The sequence below is a fragment of the Prosthecodimorpha hirschii genome (genome assembly GCF_001305515.1).
GTDB classification, from domain to species: domain Bacteria; phylum Pseudomonadota; class Alphaproteobacteria; order Rhizobiales; family Ancalomicrobiaceae; genus Prosthecodimorpha; species Prosthecodimorpha hirschii.
Genome location: NZ_LJYW01000001.1, coordinates 3,310,091 through 3,328,759 on the forward strand (window position 1 = coordinate 3,310,091; position 18,669 = coordinate 3,328,759).

12 protein-coding genes and 1 pseudogene are annotated in these 18,669 nt (G+C 67.4%); 11 read left to right on the forward strand and 2 right to left on the reverse strand.

What is annotated here, in order from left to right; all coding sequences use genetic code 11:
• Positions 1-454 precede the first annotated feature (454 nt).
• Positions 455-4,162, forward strand: a complete 3,708-nt coding sequence (locus ABB55_RS14455; RefSeq protein ID WP_054359428.1) for a caspase family protein — start codon at positions 455-457, stop codon at positions 4,160-4,162.
• An 870-nt stretch (positions 4,163-5,032) separates the two neighbouring features.
• Here ABB55_RS14455 and ABB55_RS29030 read toward each other — a convergent pair.
• Positions 5,033-5,312 (reverse strand): annotated as a pseudogene (locus ABB55_RS29030) (tripartite tricarboxylate transporter permease); the annotation flags it as partial.
• 1,571 nt (positions 5,313-6,883) lie between these two features.
• Here ABB55_RS29030 and ABB55_RS14465 point away from each other — a divergent pair.
• The 9 genes from ABB55_RS14465 to ABB55_RS14505 all read left to right on the forward strand — a co-directional run bounded on the left by ABB55_RS14465 (position 6,884) and on the right by ABB55_RS14505 (position 16,174).
• Complete coding sequence (locus ABB55_RS14465; protein ID WP_054359430.1) at positions 6,884-8,527, forward strand: thiamine pyrophosphate-binding protein; 1,644 nt, start codon at positions 6,884-6,886, stop codon at positions 8,525-8,527.
• A 107-nt stretch (positions 8,528-8,634) separates the two neighbouring features.
• Positions 8,635-9,666, forward strand: coding sequence for an extracellular solute-binding protein (locus ABB55_RS14470; RefSeq protein WP_054359431.1), 1,032 nt, complete (start codon positions 8,635-8,637; stop codon positions 9,664-9,666).
• Between the two features lie 3 nt (positions 9,667-9,669).
• Entirely contained in the window at positions 9,670-10,737 is a 1,068-nt protein-coding gene (locus tag ABB55_RS14475) for an ABC transporter ATP-binding protein (RefSeq protein WP_054359432.1), read from the forward strand.
• Positions 10,734-11,591, forward strand: coding sequence for an ABC transporter permease (locus ABB55_RS14480; protein ID WP_054359433.1), 858 nt, complete (start codon positions 10,734-10,736; stop codon positions 11,589-11,591). Before ABB55_RS14475 ends, ABB55_RS14480 begins: the two co-directional genes overlap by 4 nt.
• Positions 11,588-12,400 (forward strand): ABC transporter permease, encoded by an 813-nt coding sequence (locus ABB55_RS14485; RefSeq protein WP_054359434.1) that lies wholly within the window; start codon positions 11,588-11,590, stop codon positions 12,398-12,400. Before ABB55_RS14480 ends, ABB55_RS14485 begins: the two co-directional genes overlap by 4 nt.
• A gap of 37 nt (positions 12,401-12,437) precedes the next feature.
• Positions 12,438-13,196: an aspartate/glutamate racemase family protein gene (locus ABB55_RS14490; protein WP_054359435.1), complete on the forward strand. Its 759-nt coding sequence runs from the start codon at positions 12,438-12,440 to the stop codon at positions 13,194-13,196.
• On the forward strand, positions 13,193-14,101 hold the full coding sequence (locus ABB55_RS14495; RefSeq protein ID WP_054359436.1) for a polysaccharide deacetylase family protein: 909 nt from the start codon (positions 13,193-13,195) through the stop codon (positions 14,099-14,101). The genes ABB55_RS14490 and ABB55_RS14495 overlap by 4 nt, the downstream gene beginning before the upstream one ends.
• Positions 14,102-14,109: 8 nt before the next feature.
• Entirely contained in the window at positions 14,110-15,048 is a 939-nt protein-coding gene (locus ABB55_RS14500; protein ID WP_054362062.1) for a polysaccharide deacetylase family protein, read from the forward strand.
• 4 nt (positions 15,049-15,052) lie between these two features.
• Positions 15,053-16,174: a M20 family metallopeptidase gene (locus ABB55_RS14505; RefSeq protein WP_200912027.1), complete on the forward strand. Its 1,122-nt coding sequence runs from the start codon at positions 15,053-15,055 to the stop codon at positions 16,172-16,174.
• Between the two features lie 38 nt (positions 16,175-16,212).
• Here the strand turns inward: ABB55_RS14505 and ABB55_RS14510 are convergent, their stop codons facing one another.
• Positions 16,213-17,133: a LysR family transcriptional regulator gene (locus ABB55_RS14510; protein ID WP_054359437.1), complete on the reverse strand. Its 921-nt coding sequence runs from the start codon at positions 17,131-17,133 to the stop codon at positions 16,213-16,215.
• Positions 17,134-17,258: 125 nt separating this feature from the next.
• Between ABB55_RS14510 and ABB55_RS14515 the strand changes: the two genes are divergently transcribed.
• The gene (locus ABB55_RS14515) at positions 17,259-18,644 is read left to right on the forward strand and encodes an FAD-binding oxidoreductase (protein ID WP_244472041.1); all 1,386 of its coding nucleotides are present in this window, start codon (positions 17,259-17,261) and stop codon (positions 18,642-18,644) included.
• Positions 18,645-18,669 lie beyond the last annotated feature (25 nt).

Consider the following 18,669-nt stretch of genomic DNA (forward strand, 5'->3'; position numbering starts at 1 on the left):
CCAACTGGCACGCGGTTTCACGGCAACACCCCATCGCTTCCCGATCGGAACTCCATCCCTGGAACGGCCGATTCGTTCCGCCATCGGAGCGCCAAAGAGCCGGGAAGGCGGCAGCCCTGCCACCGGGCACCATCGCCATCCCATGACTGCACGGATTCCCGCCGACGGATTCCAGTTCAGAACGAGGACATCCCAGGGGCAAGGTTAGAGGCGGCCGGGCCCAAATCATCGCTGCCCGCTGGGAACGGCGAGTAATCCGCCTAAAGCGGATTTTCCCTGTTCAGGTCCGCCTTGCGCTCCCGCCAATAAAATTTTCCATTTTCCGCGCAAGGCCTCCCATTCGCTTTGAGGCCAACCTCTATGGAGAATTGACAAGCTCTGGCACAGTGTCGTGGGAGGAGCGGGCTCGGGGCGGAGCCGTGCGCCCGGGGCGACGGGGCGGAGACACGGGGACATGAGCGGTTTGCGCGAGACCATCGGATTGCGGCCCGCCGCCGCCATCGCCCGAAGCATCCGGACCGCCTGCATCCTGACCATGGCGTTCCTGGCGGCGTGGGCCCATGCTGCGTCGGCGACGCCCGTCGCCAAGCTCGACGGCGGCGGCTTTGCGCCGTTCCTCGGGGCCTCGCAGCCTTGGCCGAAGATGGAACTCGAGGCTCGCGGTGCAGCCCGCCTGCTGCCCAATCAAGGACACGGATACCCCGTCGCCCATGCGGCGATGACCGCGGACGGATCGCTCGCCGCCAGTCTTTCGGGCGACCGCGAGGTCAAGATCTGGGATGTCGCCAGCGGGCGGCTGATCGACACGCTTCTGACCGACAATGCCGACGACACGTTGTCGGTGGTTGCCTTCACGCCGGACGGCGAAACCGTGCTGGCGGGCAACAATCGCGGTGAACTCATTGTCTGGGACCGCCTGCTCGGCGTCCAGCTCGACCGCCGCGCCTTGCAGGACGGCGAAATCACCGATGTTTCAGTCGCCCGCGACGGGCGACACTGGGTCACCGCCGCGAGGCAGCCGGCCGGGCAGACATCCGAGCGTCGCACCTTGCACATCTTCCGCTTCGAGGATGGCGTCGAGATCGACCACACGCTGCCAACGGGCGATTACATCTCCGCCCGCTTTCTGGGGGACGGAAAGCATATCCTTACCGTCGCGGCCGAGGGCTTTCATGCATCGATCCGCATCGTGACGGTCGAGGGAGCTGCCGGTCCGAGCTGGAATGTCTCGGACTTCTCGAGCTGGGACAAGGGCCGCCTTGCCATTTCGCGCGACGGGCGCAAGGCGGCAATCATTATCAGGCGCGCGGCCGTCATCCTGGACCTCGCCAGCGGCGCAGCGCGGACGACCCCGGAGGAGACGGACCCCATCGACACCGTCGATTTCGCTCCAGACGGCGCATCCCTGACCGGCGTCACCGCGACCGGCGCGGTGGTGCGGTGGAAAACCGAGACCGGTGCGTTGATCTCCCGGAACAAGCCGGCCGCCTATGCCGGCAGGACCTATCCGGTCGCGAACTACGGGTTCCGTCCCGACGGCAAGGCCTTCCTGGCGCGCTGCGCGGACGGCCGCCTGCGGCTCGTCGACTCTGCCGTCGGCAAGCCGATGCAGACCTTCGGCGAGGAGGTGACCGCAATCAACTCCATCGCCTGGATCGGCAAGGGGCCAACCCTCGTCACCGGCGGCGGGACCGCTGATATCTGGAACGCGGAGACGGGCGCGCGCCTGCGCCGCCTTTCGACCGGCAACGACAGCGTCATCGTCGCCCTGCCCGACAAGGGCGGGACGCGGGTTTCGGTCGGCTATCGCGGGCTCGGCTTCAAGTCCTTCCTGCTCGACGGCGATAAGGCCCTGACCGGTTACGTAGGCACGCTGGAACCGTTGACGCCCCAGGAGGAACGCGATCCGATCTCGAAAGCGCTTGCGCAGTCCACCCGCCGGCTCCTGTCTCAGAACTTCAATTTCGCTGGCTCCGACAACGGCCTCCTGGCGGCTGGCGCGCGCAGCGACGGCATCGTCGACATGGCCAAGGGCACGCTCCTGCGCAAGGTGAAGCGAACCGATGTGCAGACCGCTCTCGCCTTCGCGCCCGACGGCCGGCGCTTGGCCATGGGCAGCCTGGAGACTTCCAAGATAGATCTCCTCGATGTCGTCAGCGGGGCTGTCGAAGGCAGTTTCGAGGGCCACAGCTGGGCGATCCGAGGGCTCGCCTTCTCGGCGGACGGCAAGATGCTGGCGAGCGCAAGCGGCGACCGGACGGTCCGCACCTGGGATGTTGCTAGCCGCAAGCCGTTACAGGCGATGAAGGGTCACATCGGCGTGGTGCGGGCGGTGGCCTTCAGCGCGGACGGAACCCGCCTCGTCTCGGGCGACAGTTATGGCAATGTCATGCTTTGGTCGGTCGCCGACGGCAAGGCACTGGCGACCGGCCGCGGACACGAGGGTCAGGTGCAGGCGGTCGCGGTGGCGCCGGACGGATGCAATTTCGCCTCTGTCTCCGTCGACGGCACCGTGCGCCTTTGGTCGGCGGCCAACGGGGAATTGTTGGCAACCCTGATCGCGACCCGGGACGGCGGCTGGCTGGCCATGACGCCGGAGGGCTTCTTCACCGGATCTGGCGGAAGCGGCCGGATTCTCAGCATCGTCCAGGGCGACAAGGTGGTGGGCATCGACCAGGTCTATGACCAACTCTACCGGCCCGATCTGGTCCGCGAGAAGCTCGCCGGCGATCCGAACGGGATCGTCAGGCAGGCGGCCGCGCGCATCAGCCTCGACAAGACCCTTGCCTCCGGCGAGCCGCCTGAGGTCGCTTTTGGATCCGCTCCGGCCAAGGTCTCGGCCGAGAGGGTGAGCCTGACCGCCGCGATCACCGACCGGGGCGGCGGCATTGGACGCATTGAATGGCGCGTCAACGGCATCACGCTCGGGCTCACCGAGCGCGGGATCGGGCGAACCGACGCGAGCGGTGCCGGCTCCGCGCCGGGCGCGCCCGTGCGCAAGGTTTCGCAGGAGGTCACCCTCGCGGCGGGGCCAAACCGCATCGAGGTCGTCGCTTACAACGACGGCAACGTGATCGCCTCGGTGCCGGCGGCGATCACCATCGCCCGCGACGCGCCAGCACCCAAGGGCGGCGGCCGGCTCTTCGTGCTCGCGATTGGCGTGAACGACTATTTCGACAGCCGCTTCACCCTCGCCTTTGCGGTTCCGGATGCCCGGGCGATGGCGGACGGGCTTGTCCGGGCCGGCGGGCTGCATGCCGCGGTGGAAACCCGACTGGTGCTCGACCGAGAGGTCTCGGTCGAGGGTCTCGACGCCGCCTTCGCCGATCTCAGTGGCCGGATGCGGCCGGAAGACACCTTCGTCCTGTTCGTTGCCGGCCACGGCAAGACCGTGGATGGCCGCTACTACTATCTCCCACGTGATTTCCGCTATCGCGACGAGAACTCGTTTATCACCTCCGGCATTGGCCAGGACCGGTTCCAAGCCTGGCTCGCCCACATCCCGGCGCAGCGCAGCGTGCTTCTGTTCGATACCTGTGAGAGCGGCTCACTTACCGGGGAGCGGGTCGCCATGCGCGGAATCGAACGGGCTGTCGCTATGGAGAAGATGACTGCCGCCATGGGGCGTACCACCATCGCCGCCGCCAGCGACGACAAGCCGGCCCTGGAAGGCTATCGCGGCCACGGGGTCTTCACCTACGCCCTGCTCCAGGGCCTCGGCGCCGCAGATGGCAACCAGGACGGCAAGGTCGACGTGTTGGAGCTGATCCGCTATCTCGACGAGGCAGTGCCTGCGCTGTCCGACAAGGCCTTCAAGTTCCGCCAAGTTCCGCAGGCGAAGTTCTCCGGAAACAACTTCGCGCTCGCAACTGCCACCACCGTCGTCCCGGACGGCGCCGCTACAGGACCCGATCCAGCTAGACCAGGTTCAGGCGACACGTCCACCCCTGCGCTTACTTCCGCGACCGAGGAAAGGCCAACTCATGTCATTCTCGGACGGGCGGAGGTCTTGGCCGCCGCCGGCACGGGCGCCATTGTCACCACATTGCAACCCGGCTCGCTGGTCACGGTCGTGCGTAGCGAAAAAGGCTGGACGCTTGTTTCCCGGAACGGCAAAAGGCTCGGCCATGTTCGCGATGGACTTCTCGCCCGAACCCAATAGAGCCGCATTCATTTATACTCGTAGGTTCAGCCGACGGCGCTACCCTGATCGAGACCTGCACGCTCAGCGGCGTCGATCCGCTCGCCTACCGCTCCACCACCATCACCTGAATCGTCACTGGCCACTGCAATAATCGCCTCGACAACTGGATACCGTGGACACATCAGCCCATGGCCGACAATATAGGGTGAAAACGAATTTTGAGTACAATTCATCGTATCTCAGGGCGATACGTCAGGAGTTCTCGAGCTTGTTGATGCAGCACTCGATGCATTTCTTGGGGGCATGCATGTGGCCGTCGATCGTCATCTGGATCCTGCCGCTCGCTCGGGTTGGGATGACCGGACTAATAGACCGGCCCGCATCGTCTCTCGCAGTTGAACGCAGTCGTAGCCACGATCGGCAATGACGACCCTCGGCTTGAGGTAGGCAGCCTCTGTCGCACACGTTGTCGCGAGCGGCCGAGACCCTGTCTCGGTATGCGGGAACGTCGCGCAGGGCCTGAAGGTGACGGCCCTCGCCACCGGCCTGCAGCCCCCACGCTTGATCTATCCATTGCCGAATGGCGACATGCTCGTCGCCGAAACGCGGGGTCCCGAGACATCGCCCCCCTCCGGCCGAAGGACCTCGTCATAGGTCTGGTTCGCAGGATCTCCACCGGCGCGGGCTCCGGCGACGGCCCCGGAAACCGCATCACTTTGGTGCGCAACGCCAATGGCGATGGCAAGCCGGAGACGTAAACCGTCTTCCTCAACCACCTAAACACGCCATTTGGCATGGCGATGGTCGGCGGCTACCTCTACGTCGCCAACGCCGATGCGATCAGGCGCTTCCCGGCACAGGCAAAACGCAATTCGGTAACGCGCTCGGCACCACCACGGTCCCCTCGCCGATGATGTTCAACAGGATCGCGGTAGTCCAACCACCATTCTGGGAGCCGTAGTCGATGCCGGCGAGCATGATGAGGGCGCCCATCGGGTCGATGCGGAACGTGATCGGCAGGAGCATTGCGATCGTTGCGACCGGTCCGACGCCCGGAAGCACCCCGATCAGCGTGCCGACAAAGCAACCGATGAAGCAGAAAGCCAGATTTGTCCCAGGTGAGGGCGACCGAAAGCCCAAGTTGCAGGTTGGCGATCAGGTCCGCCATCGGGGCCTCAGGACCCGAAAGACCATGGCCGCGTTCGGGACGCATGGAATCGGGCGTCTGTGAACGGGAGCGCGCAGAAGAGCCGTTGCAGTACCGCCGTCGTCGGCAGTTCGCGCGGCCATACGGTCAGTCCGGCCAAGCCGCCCACGGGGACCGACCGGCGGTCCGACATTCGTCAGTCTGTGCATATGGGCCGACATGGCGGAGACGAGGATCGCCGCCTTCGAGGAAAAATCGACACCGGCATCGTTGATACCGAACTGCTCCGCGGTGGATGCAGGCGCGCCACTGCGACCGACGCGGACGGTCAGGCAGGAAGGCTAACACGGTGCAGCCGGGCACTGTACGAATGGGTCGGACGGATCGGATCGCAAGAGGGTCATTGGCTCGGTCACGGGCGATGTCGCCTTCATCAGGCCGACGGGTTCGGGCCTGATGCCCTGCAAGGCGATGACGTCGGTGGCGCCGCTTGCGCCGGACCGCGGCGGCGACCGCGAGGAACTCCGCCGCAACGCGCCCCCGCAGCGAAGGTCTCTGTCCCTGCGACCAACCTCGAATGCAGCAGACCGGAGAAGGTTGGATCTGCGGTCCTCTCCCTCCGCCAGCCGCTTCGAGACCTGTTGCTCTCAGCGATGCGTCCGTCTGGAAAATATCGGTACCTTCCAACGGATATGATCGATCGCCGTGAACCGGCGGCCTCGCGGAAGCGGACGCGTTTCTCCGCCGGAGCCCGAAAGTCTCCGGGCCAGCGTACCCCGCAACTTCAGTACACAGCTCCCGTATTGGCGGAAGTCGGCCGTTCTTGATGACGGCTCGCTCTGTGCCCATTCAAGGCTGCGATCGGCTTTCGAACGGCGTTCGGACCCAGCCTGAAGGGAGGCGGGCCCCGTTCGGCGGACAGGTTGGCGTGACGCTGGTCGGTCTCGCCCACGCGCGCCGGCTCGCAGGGTGCTGAAGGAAGGCGCGTCGGAACGCGATCGGACGCGGGCCGTTTCAACGCTGTCATACGAGGGGGCCTGTCCCGGGGATCCGGACTTTCCAGGGGTTTGGCCATCGCACGGGATCCCCCGGACAAGTCCGGGGAGGACGGAATGCAGGGTTCGGAATGATTGTCCGCAGCCGCCTCGGCGGTCTCCGCCTTGCCGGAGACCACGCCGGACATGCCCCCGATCGCCTGCGTCTTTCCGGTATTGATCGTCGTTTGGCACACGCCGTGCCGGGCCGCCAGTTGCGCGACCGTCTGCTCTCCACGGATCGCGTCCGGCGCGACCTTCGCCGTGAACCCCGCAGCGGACCGCTTCCCCGTCCCCGTCCCCGTCATCGGGCTCGTCCTCGCCTCAGGGCGAACCGAGCCTGGCTGCTCGTCGGGCTTCGGGAACGACCTCCGTTTCCGGGGTCCCATCACCCGTGACCCCCGGCGCCACCCTCGGCCCGGGATCACCAGACCTCGATCTATGATCTAATTTGCGCAACTTATTCGCGGCCGCTTTGCGCTTTTGTTTCCATTTCCGAGCTGCCTTAATGCCGAGGACCGCCGGTTTCGCCTCGACCGGCCGAGCGAGAAATCCCTCATGATCGTTGCCCGCGCGCCGAAGACCGTTCATCAGATTCTGGCGGAAACGCTGGCGCAGCAGGGCGTTGAGACCCTGTTCGGGCTGGTCGGCGACGCCAATCTGTTCATGACCGACGCCTTCGTGCGCGCCGGATCGGGCCGCTACGTCGCCTGCCTGCACGAGGCCGCCGCGGTTCTTGCCGCTCTCGGCTATGCGCAGGTCTCCGGCCGCACCGGCGTCGCCACCATCACGCACGGCCCGGCGCTCACCAACGTGGTGACCGCGCTGGTGGAAGGCGTCAAGGGCGGCATTCCCATCGTTCTCGTCTGTGGCGACACGCCGCCCGGCGACACCCAGCACCTGCAGAAGATCGACCAGCGCAAGATCGTCGACGCCACCGGCGCCGGCTTCGTCGAGATGGCCTCGGCCGCGACCGCCGGCGCCGACCTCGCCCATGCCTTCCGGCAGGCCGCCGCCGAACGCCGCCCGGTCGTGTTCAACATGCGGGTGGACCTGCAGTGGACCGCCGCCGCCGAGGGGGCGCCGGCGGCCGGGTTCCCCCCATCGGAGCGCGCCGCCGCCCCCGACGGCGACGCCCTCGACGATGCTCTCGGCATGATCGCCTCGGCGCGCCGCCCGCTGATCCTGGCGGGGCGCGGCGCCATCGACGCGCGGGACGCCCTGCTGGCGCTGGCCCGCCGGCTCCAGGCGCCGGTCGCCACCACGCTCAAGGCCTCCGGCCTGTTCCACGACGATCCGTTCGACCTCGGCGTGTTCGGCGGCCTGTCTCGGCCGGCGACCGTCGACGCGATCCTGCGGGCGGACTGCATCGTCGCCTTCGGGGCCAGCCTCAGCAAGCACACCACCGAGACCGGCGCCTACACGCGGGACAAGCGGATCGTCCAGATCCTGCCCGACGACAAGCCGAACGATCGGCGCACCCAGCCGACCCTTCTCCTCCACGGTGACGCCGCGAAGACCGCCTGCGTCATGGTCGAGCGCTTCGATCTCGCCGAGATCCCGCCGAGCGGCTTCGCCGACGACGACCTGAGGCAGGCGCTCGAACGAGACCGCGCCGCTCTCGCCGAGATCCCTGCCTTCCGCCCGACCAGGCCGGGAACCCTCGATTTCGTGCCGGCCCTGCTGACCCTCGACCGCGCCATCGATCGCGACCGGACCCTGGTCGCCGATCTCGGCCGCTTCGTCACGACGGGCTGGCGCGCGCTGCCCGTCACGGCGCCGAACCGCCTCGTCTACACCAGCCATTTCGGCGCGATCGGCTGTGGCCTGGGCGAGGCGATCGGCGCCGCATGCGCCACCCGCGGCCAGACGGTGCTGATCGTCGGCGACGGCGGTTTTCAGCTGTCGGGCTTCGCCGAACTCTCGACCGCCGTGCGCGAGCGGCTCGACCTGGTGGTCATCATCTGCAACGACGGCAGCTACGGCGCCGAACACGTCCAGTTCACCAACCGGACGATGGATCCGGCCCTGTCGCTGATCCCGTCGCCCGATTTCGCGGCGGTGGCCACCGCGCTCGGCGCGGCGGCCGTGACGGTGCGCGGCACGGACGATCTCGCCGCCGCCGTCGCGCTCGTCGGCCGGGGCGGCGGGGTGCGGCTGATCGATCTCAGGCTCGACCCCGATCATGTCGACATGAGCTGACCACGCGTCGGAGACCGCTCGCCGGATCCGTCCGCCTCACCCGGCCGGCAGAGCGAAGACTGGACCGCCAAGACCCGGATGGGAACCACAACCGAAGGGACTCGCAGATGAACTTCACTCGACGCAGCTTCTTGCAGACGAGCGCCGGCCTCGCCGGGCTTGCCGCCTTCGACCTTCCCGCCTTCGCCCAGAGCGACAAGTTCATCGTCAACATGTTCGGTGGCCGCTGGGAGGACGACTGGCGCAAGTTCGTCATGCCGAAATTCGCCAAGCAGATCGGCAAGCCGTTCGATCTCGACATCGGCCTCGGCATGGGCTGGATCTCCAACTTCCGCGCTGCCGGTCCCGATCGCCCGCCGTTCCCCGCGGTGATGCTGAACGAGAAATACACGGCGATGATCCGCAACGACGGCTTCTTCGAGGAGCTGACGCCCGCATTGGTTCCCAATATGGCCGACCTGATCGAGCCCGCGATCCTCAAAGGCAAGACCGCTGTCACCGGCATGCTGGCGCCGCTCGTCCTCGCCTACCGCAAGGACATGGTCGACCGGCCGCCGAAGGGCTGGGCCGACCTGTGGGATGCGCGCTTCCGCGGCAAGCTCGGCCTCTACAAGATCACCAACTCGGCCGCCACAATGATGGCGCTGTGGGCAGGCGAGCATTTCGGTTCCGGCCGCAGCGATGTCGCGACAGCCGTCGCCAAGTTCAAGGAACTCGCTCCCTTCCCGCAGATCGGCTATTCGGCGCAGCTGACCCCGCTCATGACCCAAGGGCAGATTGCGGTGGCGCCGATCGACATCGGCGAAGTCAAGGCCATGCAGGAGCAGGGCATACCGGTCGACTACGTCGTCCCGGCGGAAGGCATGTTTGTCTTCGATCACTCCTTCAGCGTATTCAAGAGCCATCCGAACAAGAAGCTCGGCGAAGACTATATCAACTTCGTCCTGAGCCCCGAGATCCAGCTCTGGATGGCGGAGAACTGGCTGATCGCGCCGACCAACAAGACCGTCAAGCTGCCCGCCTCCCTGCAAAAGTGGCCGCTCCAGGCGGACGTGGTGTCCAAGGCCATCCGCTTCGACTGGGATGAAACGCTCGCCCTGATCCCGAAGCTCAACGACCTCTGGGACCGTACGATCTGAGCCATGGCCACGGTGGAGGTGAAGAATCTGCGCAAGCAGTACCGGAATGTCGTCGCCCTCGACGGCGTCTCGCTGGAGGCGCGCGCGGGCCAGATGGTGACGCTGCTCGGCCCATCGGGCTGCGGCAAGAGCACCACGTTACGCTGTCTGGCGGGCTTTCTCGAGCCCGACGGCGGCGACGTCCGGATCGACGGCGAGAGCATCCTGTCCATCCCCTCCAACCGCCGCGGCTTCGGCGTCGTGTTTCAGAACTACGCCCTCTTCCCGCACATGACCGTAGCCGAGAATGTCGGCTACGGTCTCAAGCTGCGCAAATGCGCCAAGTCCGAGATCCACGCCCGCGTGGTCGAGGTGCTGCGGCTGGTCCGCCTCACCGGCCTCGAAGACCGCCTGCCGCGCGAGATCTCGGGTGGCCAGCAGCAGCGCGTCGCCCTGGCGCGTGCCCTGGTGCTCAAGCCGAGGCTCCTCCTGCTCGACGAACCGCTCGCCAATCTCGATGCCCGTCTGCGCGACGAGGTGCGCTGGCTGGTGCGAGACCTGCAGCAGCAATCCGGCATCACGGCCTTCTACGTGACCCACGACCAGTCGGAGGCCATGGCGATCTCCGACATGGTCGCGGTGATGAAGGCCGGCCGGGTGGCGCAGTTCGCCAGCCCTCGCGAGATCTATCAGCGCCCGGCCGAGCGCTATGTCGCCAACTTCACCGGCGAGGCCAATATCCTCACCTGCCGCACTGCGGTGCCGGCCGGCGAGACGCGCATGCGTGTCGGCGTCGGCGGCGCCGACTTGGAGGTCGACTGCGCCCCAGCCGCCCGCACGGCCGGCGACGTCGAACTGCTGCTCCGGCCCGAGGCCTTGCGCCTCGCCGGACCCGACGACACCGCCGCCTTCCGCGGCATCGTCACCAAATGCGCCTTCCTGGGCGCCTCTCAGCATTGCGAGATCGAGCTCCCCGACGGCAACATCCTGAAGCTCGCCGCGCCGCCCAACGCCCGCGTCGTGCCCGGCGAGAGCGCCGGCGTCGTCATCGACTGCACCCACGCCTGGGCCATGCCGAAGGTGCCGGCATGAGACGCGCGGCGCGACTGCAGCTGCTGCTCGGTCTGCCGGCCGTGGCCCTGATCTTCGTGTTCATGATCCTGCCGATCACCAACATGGTCGAGATGAGCTTCCGCACGCCCGGCGTCACCGAGCCGTTCGGCAACGACTACACGTTGATGCATTACGGGCGCGTCCTCGGCGATCCCTACTACTGGGGTGCCCTCGGCCGTTCGCTGCTCGTTGCGACCACCGTCACGGTCCTCTGCCTGATCGTCAGCTATCCGGTCGCCTGGCACCTGTCCAAGGCCGATGGGCTGAAGATGGTGATCCTCTACGCCCTGATCGCCTCGCCGCTGATGACCGGCGTGCTGGTGCGCAATTTCGGCTGGATGATCATCGCGGCGTTGAACGGACCGCTCAACCAGTCGCTCCTCGGCCTCGGCCTTATCGACCGGCCGCTGCGGCTCCTGTTCACGCAAGGTCTCGTGGTCCTGGCGCTGGTCCACGTCTTCATGCCGTTCATGGTGCTGCCGATCAACAACGCCATCCGCAACATCTCGCCGAGCCTCGTCGAGGCGGCCGCCTCGATGGGCGCTTCCCGGTCCGCCACCTTCCGCGACATCGTGCTGCCGCTGAGTTTCCCGGGCATCCAGGCCGGCGTGACCCTCGTCTTCGTGCTCGCGATCGCCGCCTACGTCACCCCCGCCCTGCTCGGCGGCCAGATGGTGACCTACATGCCGACGCAGATCATCGCCGAACTGACCGGCACCTTCCGCTGGCCGCTCGGCTCCACGCTCGCCATCGGGCTCTCGCTGACCACTCTCCTGGTGGTCGCGGTCTTCACCCTCGCCACCTGGCGGCTGCTCGACCGGGTGCGCGCGTGACCGCGGCTGCGACCCCCTTCGGCGACGCTCCGGCCGCACGCTACGGCTTCGGACTGCTGGTCGTCCTGCTCTACGTCTTCCTGCTGGCGCCCCTGGTGACCATCGTGGGCGCCTCCTTCACGTCCGGCATGCTGATCGAGTTTCCGCCGCGCGGCTTCTCGCTGCAGTGGTACGGGCAGTTCTTCCAGCGCGACAACCTCGTTGCCGCCCTCCTGGTCTCCCTGCGCGTCGGCCTGATCACGGCGGTCGTCACCAGCATCATGGCCATGATGGCGGCGCTGGCCGGCCAGGCCATGGCGGGCAAGCTCGGAGGCTGGTTCCAGATCGGCATGGTGCTGCCGCTCCTGGTGCCGGAACTGCTGACCGGGGTCGGCCTCCTGTTCTTCCTCTACAAGATCGGTCTCGGCCGCAGCCTGCTCGGGCTGCAGATCGGCCATATCCTGATGTCGTTCCCCTACGCCTACGTGTCGATCTCCGCGGCACTGCGCCAGGTCCCGCCCTCGCTCGGCGAAGCGTCCTCGAGCCTCGGCGCCACCGGCTGGCAGACGTTCCGGCTGGTGACCCTGCCGCTGGTCCGGCCCGGGCTCGTGATGGGCGCCATCTTCGCCTTCATCAACAGCTTCGATCTCTACACCATGTCGCTGCTGTTGAAGCCGGTCGGCGGCACGACGCTGCCTTTGGCGCTGTTCGACTTCCTCACCTACGAGTTCAAGCCGACCGCCGCCGCCGCCGCGACGCTCTCCATTCTCCTCGCCCTCGTCGGGGTCGCCCTCGTCCAGCGGCTCGTCGGCCTCCAACGGGCCTTTTGAGTCCTCCCCTCGTGTCGTCAACGGGCTCCAGCGATCCATGACCGCAATGTCGAACCGCATTCGCCTGCTCTACCAGCTGGTCAGTCCGCTGCATCGCACGGCCGGCCCCGCGGAGGTCGCCCGCCGCCTGGAGATGCTGCGCGGCTGGGCGCCCGGCCTGGAGGTCGACATCGCCTCGCCGTCGGAGGGTCCGCCGGCCGTGGAATCCGCCGCCGACATCGCGATGGTCTTCCCGGCGCTCAAGGACGCTGCCCTCGGCTGGCGCGACGACGGCTACGACGCGGTGCTGATCGGCTGCTTCAGCGACCCGGCGACCGAGGCGCTGCAGGAGATCTCCGGATTGCCGGTCTTCGGCCCCGGCGAGGCGGCGCTTCTGGAAGCGGCCGCGATCGGCGACCGCTTTTCCGTCCTCTCGTCCGATCCGACGCCGCCCGGCCTGCGCCGCCGCATCCGCGGCATGGGGCTCGAACCGATGTTCCTCTCCGAGGTCCTGGTCGGCGGCACCGTTCGGGATCTGGTCCGGGAGCCCGATCGGTACCTGCCCGCCATCGTCGCCCAGGCCCGCACATGCCGCAGCGAAGGGGCCGACGTGCTGGTTCTCGGTTGCCTCGCCATGTCCTTCGCGCCCGGCCTGCCCGATCGGCTCGGCGCCGCGGCGGGCATCCCGGTGATCAACCCTGTCGTCGCCGGCCTCAGGGCCGCGGAAGCGCAACTCGCCCCCCGGGGCGAAACGATCCGGGAGCGGGCGCCGGTCGGCGTCCGGCCGGAGACCCCACGAGGAGACATCACACCATGACGATCCAATCCGAGGTCAGGCCAGCCGAGGCGGAGTTCGCCCACCTCCTCGCGGTCGCGGCCCGCCAGCGCGCGCGGCGCCTGCCGATCGACGGTTTCCGCTATCCGGCCGGCGTCCGCATCGCGGTCAACTTCACGCTCGACTTCGACGCCATGCTGCTGCGCCGGCTGCTCGAAGAACCGGCCGGCCAGCGCGCCAAGGGCGAGTTCGGCGGCCGCGTCGGGGTCTGGCGGCTGCTCGACATGTTCGACGCCAACGGCGTCAAGGTCACGCTCTTCACGCCCGGGCGGATCTGCGAACTCTATCCGGCCGCACTGCACCGGGCCGTGGCGGCCGGCCACGAGTTGGCCGACCACATGTGGCAGCACGAGGTCCCCGAGGATCCCGAGCGCGAGGAGGCCCATCTCGGCCGCGCGATCGAGGCCTTGCAGGCGATCGCCGGCCGACCGATCACCGGCACCCGCAGCAGCCATACCCCGGCGCTTCTGCGCCGGAAAGGCATCGTCTACAACTCCTTCACCTCCGCCCTCTACCGGCCCTTCTACGAGCTCGACGGGACCGGTGGCAACGCGATGCTGCAGTTGCCGTTCCACTACGCCCTTGATGACGCGATGTATTTCAGCTTCGGCTGGCTCGCGACCCCCAACGCCGCGCAGCGCGTCATGGATGTCGACGAGGTGTTCGAGATCTGGTGGGCCGCCTTCGAGCACCAGTACAAGGCCGGAGGCTACCTCAATTTCCTGCTGCATCCCTTCGTCTCCGGCCACGCGCTGCGCGTCGACATGCTCGAACGCCTGATCCGACGCATGCAGACCTTGCCGGGAGTCTGGTTCCCGACCTGCGGCGAACTCGCGGCGCACGTGTTCGAAAACCATCCCGTGCAATCCGTCCAGCAAGCGATGTGAGCGGCAAGATGCCCTGGAAAGACAACTACACCAGCTCCGACGAAACGACGGTCTTCGACGATCGGATCTCTTGGCCTGCTGGCGCGAGGATCGGCTTCAATCTGGTCGTCAACCTCAATCCGGCGAGCGGCGGCGGCGGCATCGACGCCAAGGATCTCGGCTCTCCGCAGTTTCATTTCGGCATGCATGAGGGCCTCGACGCCTTTCTCAAGCTGTTCGACGCGCTCGGCCTCGCCGCCACCTTCACGGTGCCGGCCCTGGTCGCCGAGGCCTATGCGGGCACGATCCGCTCCATCGCGGCCGCCGGCCACGAGATCGCCGCCCAGGGCCTGCTCGGCGAGGACCCGTCCGATCTTTCCGTGGAGGAGGAAGCCTGGCGGATGCGGCGGACGGCCGAGACCATCGAGAAGACGATCGGTCGGCGCCCCGACGGCTGGTACGGCCTGCCGCGCCCCGACGACCGGTTCGCGACCGGCAGCCTGCGCCGCGAGACCATCGATCTCGCGATCGAGCAGGGCTTCCTTTACGTCGGCAACGGCCTCGCCGACGACCTGCCCTACTATTGGGTCACCGACCCGGCCGGTCCGCGATCGCTGCTGACGCTGCCCTACTACTATCATCTGGACGACACCTACTTTCTGATGTTTCCCCACGAGGGCACGGGCCTGGAGCGCCCGGCGCCACTGCTGCGCAACTGGCGCGCCGAATTTGCCGCCCAGTACCGCCGGGGACGCTATTTCCCCATGACGGTTTCGCCCGCGCGCTCCGGCTGGGGACATCGTTTCACGATGCTGGAGACCTTCCTGCGCGAGGTTTCGACCATGCCGGACGTGTTCGCCGCGAGCAGTCGAAAGATCGCGGCGCATTGGGCCGCGCATTTCCCCGCCGTCTCGACCTTGAAACTCCAAACCTCGATCTGGCGCGATCATGCCGACAGTCTCAGCTGACCCCGTGCCGAATCTGCTCGACAACGAGGCCCTGCTCGCCGGTCTCCGCCGCTGGGTGGAGATCGAGACACCGACCGGCGCCGTCGTCGAGATCGGGCGCTTGCTCGACCGGATCACCGACGATCTTCGCCCGCTCGGCGCCGCGCTGGAGCGCATCCCCGGCCGCGACGGCATGGGCGACCATCTGATCGCACGCTTCGCCGGCGGCGCCGGCGCGGGCAGGGGCGTCCTGATCACCTGCCATCTCGACACCGTCTGCCCGCCCGGCTCGCTGCCGATGCGGCGCGACGGCGACCGCTTCTACGGTCCCGGCATCGCGGACATGAAGGGCGGTGCCTATCTTGCCTTCGCTGCCTTGCGCGAGATCCTGGGCAGCGCGGAAGGCCTGTGCGGGCCGGTAACGCTGATCTACAACACCGACGAGGAGATCGGCTCGCCGACCTCACACGCCTTGATCGAGCGGGAGGCGCGCGGGGCCGCCTGCGTGCTGGTGCCCGAGCCCGCGCGCGGCGACGAAGTCGTGACCTTCCGCAAGGGGCGGGCCCAATACGGCATCGACATCTTCGGCCGCGAATCCCACGCCGGCTCCGCCCATGCCGACGGCCGCAGCGCCATCTCCGAACTCGCCCGCACGATCGTCGCCCTCGACGCGCTGACCGACCCGGCGACCGAGACGACCCTCAATGTCGGCCGCATCGCCGGCGGCACCGAGCCCAACGTCGTCGCGGGCCATGCCCGCTGCGACATCGACGTCCGCTTCGCGGACGATGGGATCGGCCGGGCGATCGACCGCCGCATCCGGGGTCTCGTGCCGCAAGATCCGGACATCCGCATCGAGGTCGTCGGCGGCATCGAGAAGCCATGCCTGGCCCGGACCCCGGGAACGCTGGATCTCTTCGCCGTCGCCCGGCGCATCAACCAGGGCCTGGGCGTTCCGCTCGTCGAGACGCGCAGCGGCGGCGGCAGCGATGGCAATTTCGCCGCCGCGGTCGGGACCCCGACCCTCGACGGCCTCGGGGCGATCGGCAATGCCTGGCATTCGCCCGCGGAGCATATCGCGGTCTCCGCGCTGGCCCGTCGCGAGTTCCTGCTCAGGTCCCTCATTCAGGAACTTGCGGCCCGATGATCGACACCCGACGCGGCCCGGCAGCGTCGCTTGCCGCGTCAGGCACCATACTGACTGAACAGTGTCTTCACGCTCGCCGAGAACGCCCGCGACGCCGTCGACAGCGTGCGGCCGGCCACTCTGCAACAGGACAGAAGACCGCTGCCGATCGCCGTGTTGTCGACCCGAACGAAAGAAATGCGTTCCGGGTGATATTGCAGGAACTGGCCGATCACCATGCTGACCCCAAGGCCGTTCTGTACCATTTGCCGCAACAGCGTGAAGGAATTGGTTTCCATGACCGGATGCACCTTCAACTGCGCCTTGGCAAAGGTGTCGTCCAGCATGCGGCGAAGCGCCAGCGACTTGTCCGGAAAGATGAACTTTTCGCCGGCGATTTCGTCCAGCCGGACCAGGCGCCGGCGCGCCAGCCGGTGGTCCAGCGACGTGATCAGGCAGGTCTCGCGCTTCAGCGTCGACAGGACTTCCAGGTCCGCGGTCGGTGGGAAATTGTATCCGATGCCGATGTCCACGTCGCCATCCTGCAGTCGGCGAACGATCTCGGGCGTGTTCTCCACCATGACCGCATAGGTCAGATCCGGGAAATTGCTGTGGAAGTTGGCGATCAACCCGTGCAGCAGATCGCTGGCCACCACCTCGTTGACCGCCAGCCGCAGATGGCCCCGTTGCAGGCCCTTCAGCTCGTTCAGCTCCTCGCCGACGATCACCAACTCGTTCATGATCGAGGCGACGCGATGCTGCAGGATCCGCCCCGCCTCGGTCAGTCGCAAGCCGGTCCGGCCGCGCTCCCGGTCGAACAGCTGCACCCCGAGCGTTGCCTCAAGATTGCTGATTTGCCGATTGATCGCCGACGGAGCGATGTTGAGTTGTTCGGCCGCACGGCGAAACGAACCGTAGTGGGCGACTTCGATGAAGTAGCGCAGGCTGGGGAGTCGAGCGAGATTTGTGCTGATGGCCATCGATACACTTCTGGCATGCTGTTGCCACGTCATCGGCGAATATAATGCAATCCTTTGAGGTCACAAGGGAAACATTCGGGTCGACTGGCAGCCGTGGCACGGCATCACCCGACATGAGGGGAACTATGACGACGCGACATCCCGCCATCGACGATCTCCTCGGACGGCTCGGCGTCGCCGGCCTCATCGTCGATCCGGCCGACTGCGCCCGCTATGCGGCCGACCTGTCGGGAGAGCCCGGTGCCGTTCCGGTGGCGGTGCTGCGTCCGGCCGACACCGACGCCGTCGCCGACGCCTTGCGCATCTGCCGCCGCCACGGCCTGCCGATTGTTCCCCAAGGCGGCCGCACCGGCCTCTCGGGCGGTGCGGTCTGCCTCGAAGGCAACGCTGTCCTGTCGCTTGAGCGGATGTCCGGCGTGATCGCCGTCGACCCGGACGCCATGACGATGTGCGTCTGGGCCGGCACGCCGCTGCAAACGGTTCAGGAACGGGCCCGCGCGGTCGGCCTCGACTATCCGGTCGACATCGGCTCGCGTGGCTCGGCCACCATCGGGGGGACGATCGCCACCAATGCCGGGGGCATCCGCGTGGTCCGCCACGGCATGACGCGCCAGCACATCCTGGGTCTGGAGGTTGTGCTGCCCGACGGTACCGTGCTGGACGGCCTCGGCGAATTGCTGAAGGACAATGCGGGATACGACCTGAAGCACCTGTTCATCGGCAGCGAGGGCACTCTCGGCATCGTGACCAGGGCTATCCTGCGTCTGGTCCCGGCGACGGTGCGGACCAATACCGCGCTTCTCGGTCTCGCCGGTTTCGATACCGCGCTGTCGCTGCTCACCTCGGCGCGCCGGCACTTCGGTGCGGATCTGGTCGCCTTCGAGGGCATGTGGCCGTCCTATTGGGATTTCGTCTGCGGCGAGGCCAGGCTGGCCCGTTCGCCGCTGGCCGGTCGGCACGGCATCTATGCCCTGGTCGAGACGGCGCACGACCGGTCCGACGGCGAGGCCGCGTTCGAAGGCTGGCTCGGCGAACAGCTCCAGGCCGGGCGGGTCGAGGACGGCGTCATCGCCCAGTCGCTGGCCGAGACGCGGGCGATCTGGTCGGTCCGCGAGGCCGTGGGCGATGTCGATCCCGCCCTCGGCCCCCACGTCAATTTCGATCTCGGCATCGCGCCGAGGCTGCTCGGCCGCTTCGTCGAGGCCTGCGATGCGGCCCTCGGCCGCCTTGGCGTTCGCCGCAGCCTTCATCTCGGCCATATCGGCGACGGCAACCTGCATCTGCTCGTCGCCACCGGCCACGAACAGCCCTGCAGTGCCCACGCCATCGAGACGGCGGTTTATGGGCTGGTCGAGGAATGGTCCGGAACGGTGACGGCCGAGCACGGTGTCGGGACCATCAAGCGTCAATGGCTCGCCCGCTGTCGGACGGAGAATCAGCTGGCGGCGATGCGGCAGCTGAAAGGCCTGTTCGACCCGGACGGCCTCCTCAATCCCGGCAAGGTCGTGTGACGCGTCGTCGAGACACGGCGGTCGG

What these genes read in the sequence shown, in the direction of transcription:
- ABB55_RS14455 (WP_054359428.1), top strand. Translation starts at nt 455, where the DNA reads ATGAGCGGTTTGCGCGAGACCATCGGATTGCGGCCCGCCGCCGCCATC.
- ABB55_RS14480 (WP_054359433.1), top strand. Translation starts at nt 10,734, where the DNA reads ATGAGACGCGCGGCGCGACTGCAGCTGCTGCTCGGTCTGCCGGCCGTG.
- ABB55_RS14490 (WP_054359435.1), top strand. Translation starts at nt 12,438, where the DNA reads ATGACCGCAATGTCGAACCGCATTCGCCTGCTCTACCAGCTGGTCAGT.
- ABB55_RS14515 (WP_244472041.1), top strand. Translation starts at nt 17,259, where the DNA reads ATGACGACGCGACATCCCGCCATCGACGATCTCCTCGGACGGCTCGGC.
- ABB55_RS14470 (WP_054359431.1), top strand. Translation starts at nt 8,635, where the DNA reads ATGAACTTCACTCGACGCAGCTTCTTGCAGACGAGCGCCGGCCTCGCC.
- ABB55_RS14510 (WP_054359437.1), bottom strand. Translation starts at nt 17,133, where the DNA reads ATGGCCATCAGCACAAATCTCGCTCGACTCCCCAGCCTGCGCTACTTC.
- ABB55_RS14500 (WP_054362062.1), top strand. Translation starts at nt 14,110, where the DNA reads ATGCCCTGGAAAGACAACTACACCAGCTCCGACGAAACGACGGTCTTC.
- ABB55_RS14465 (WP_054359430.1), top strand. Translation starts at nt 6,884, where the DNA reads ATGATCGTTGCCCGCGCGCCGAAGACCGTTCATCAGATTCTGGCGGAA.
- ABB55_RS14475 (WP_054359432.1), top strand. Translation starts at nt 9,670, where the DNA reads ATGGCCACGGTGGAGGTGAAGAATCTGCGCAAGCAGTACCGGAATGTC.
- ABB55_RS14495 (WP_054359436.1), top strand. Translation starts at nt 13,193, where the DNA reads ATGACGATCCAATCCGAGGTCAGGCCAGCCGAGGCGGAGTTCGCCCAC.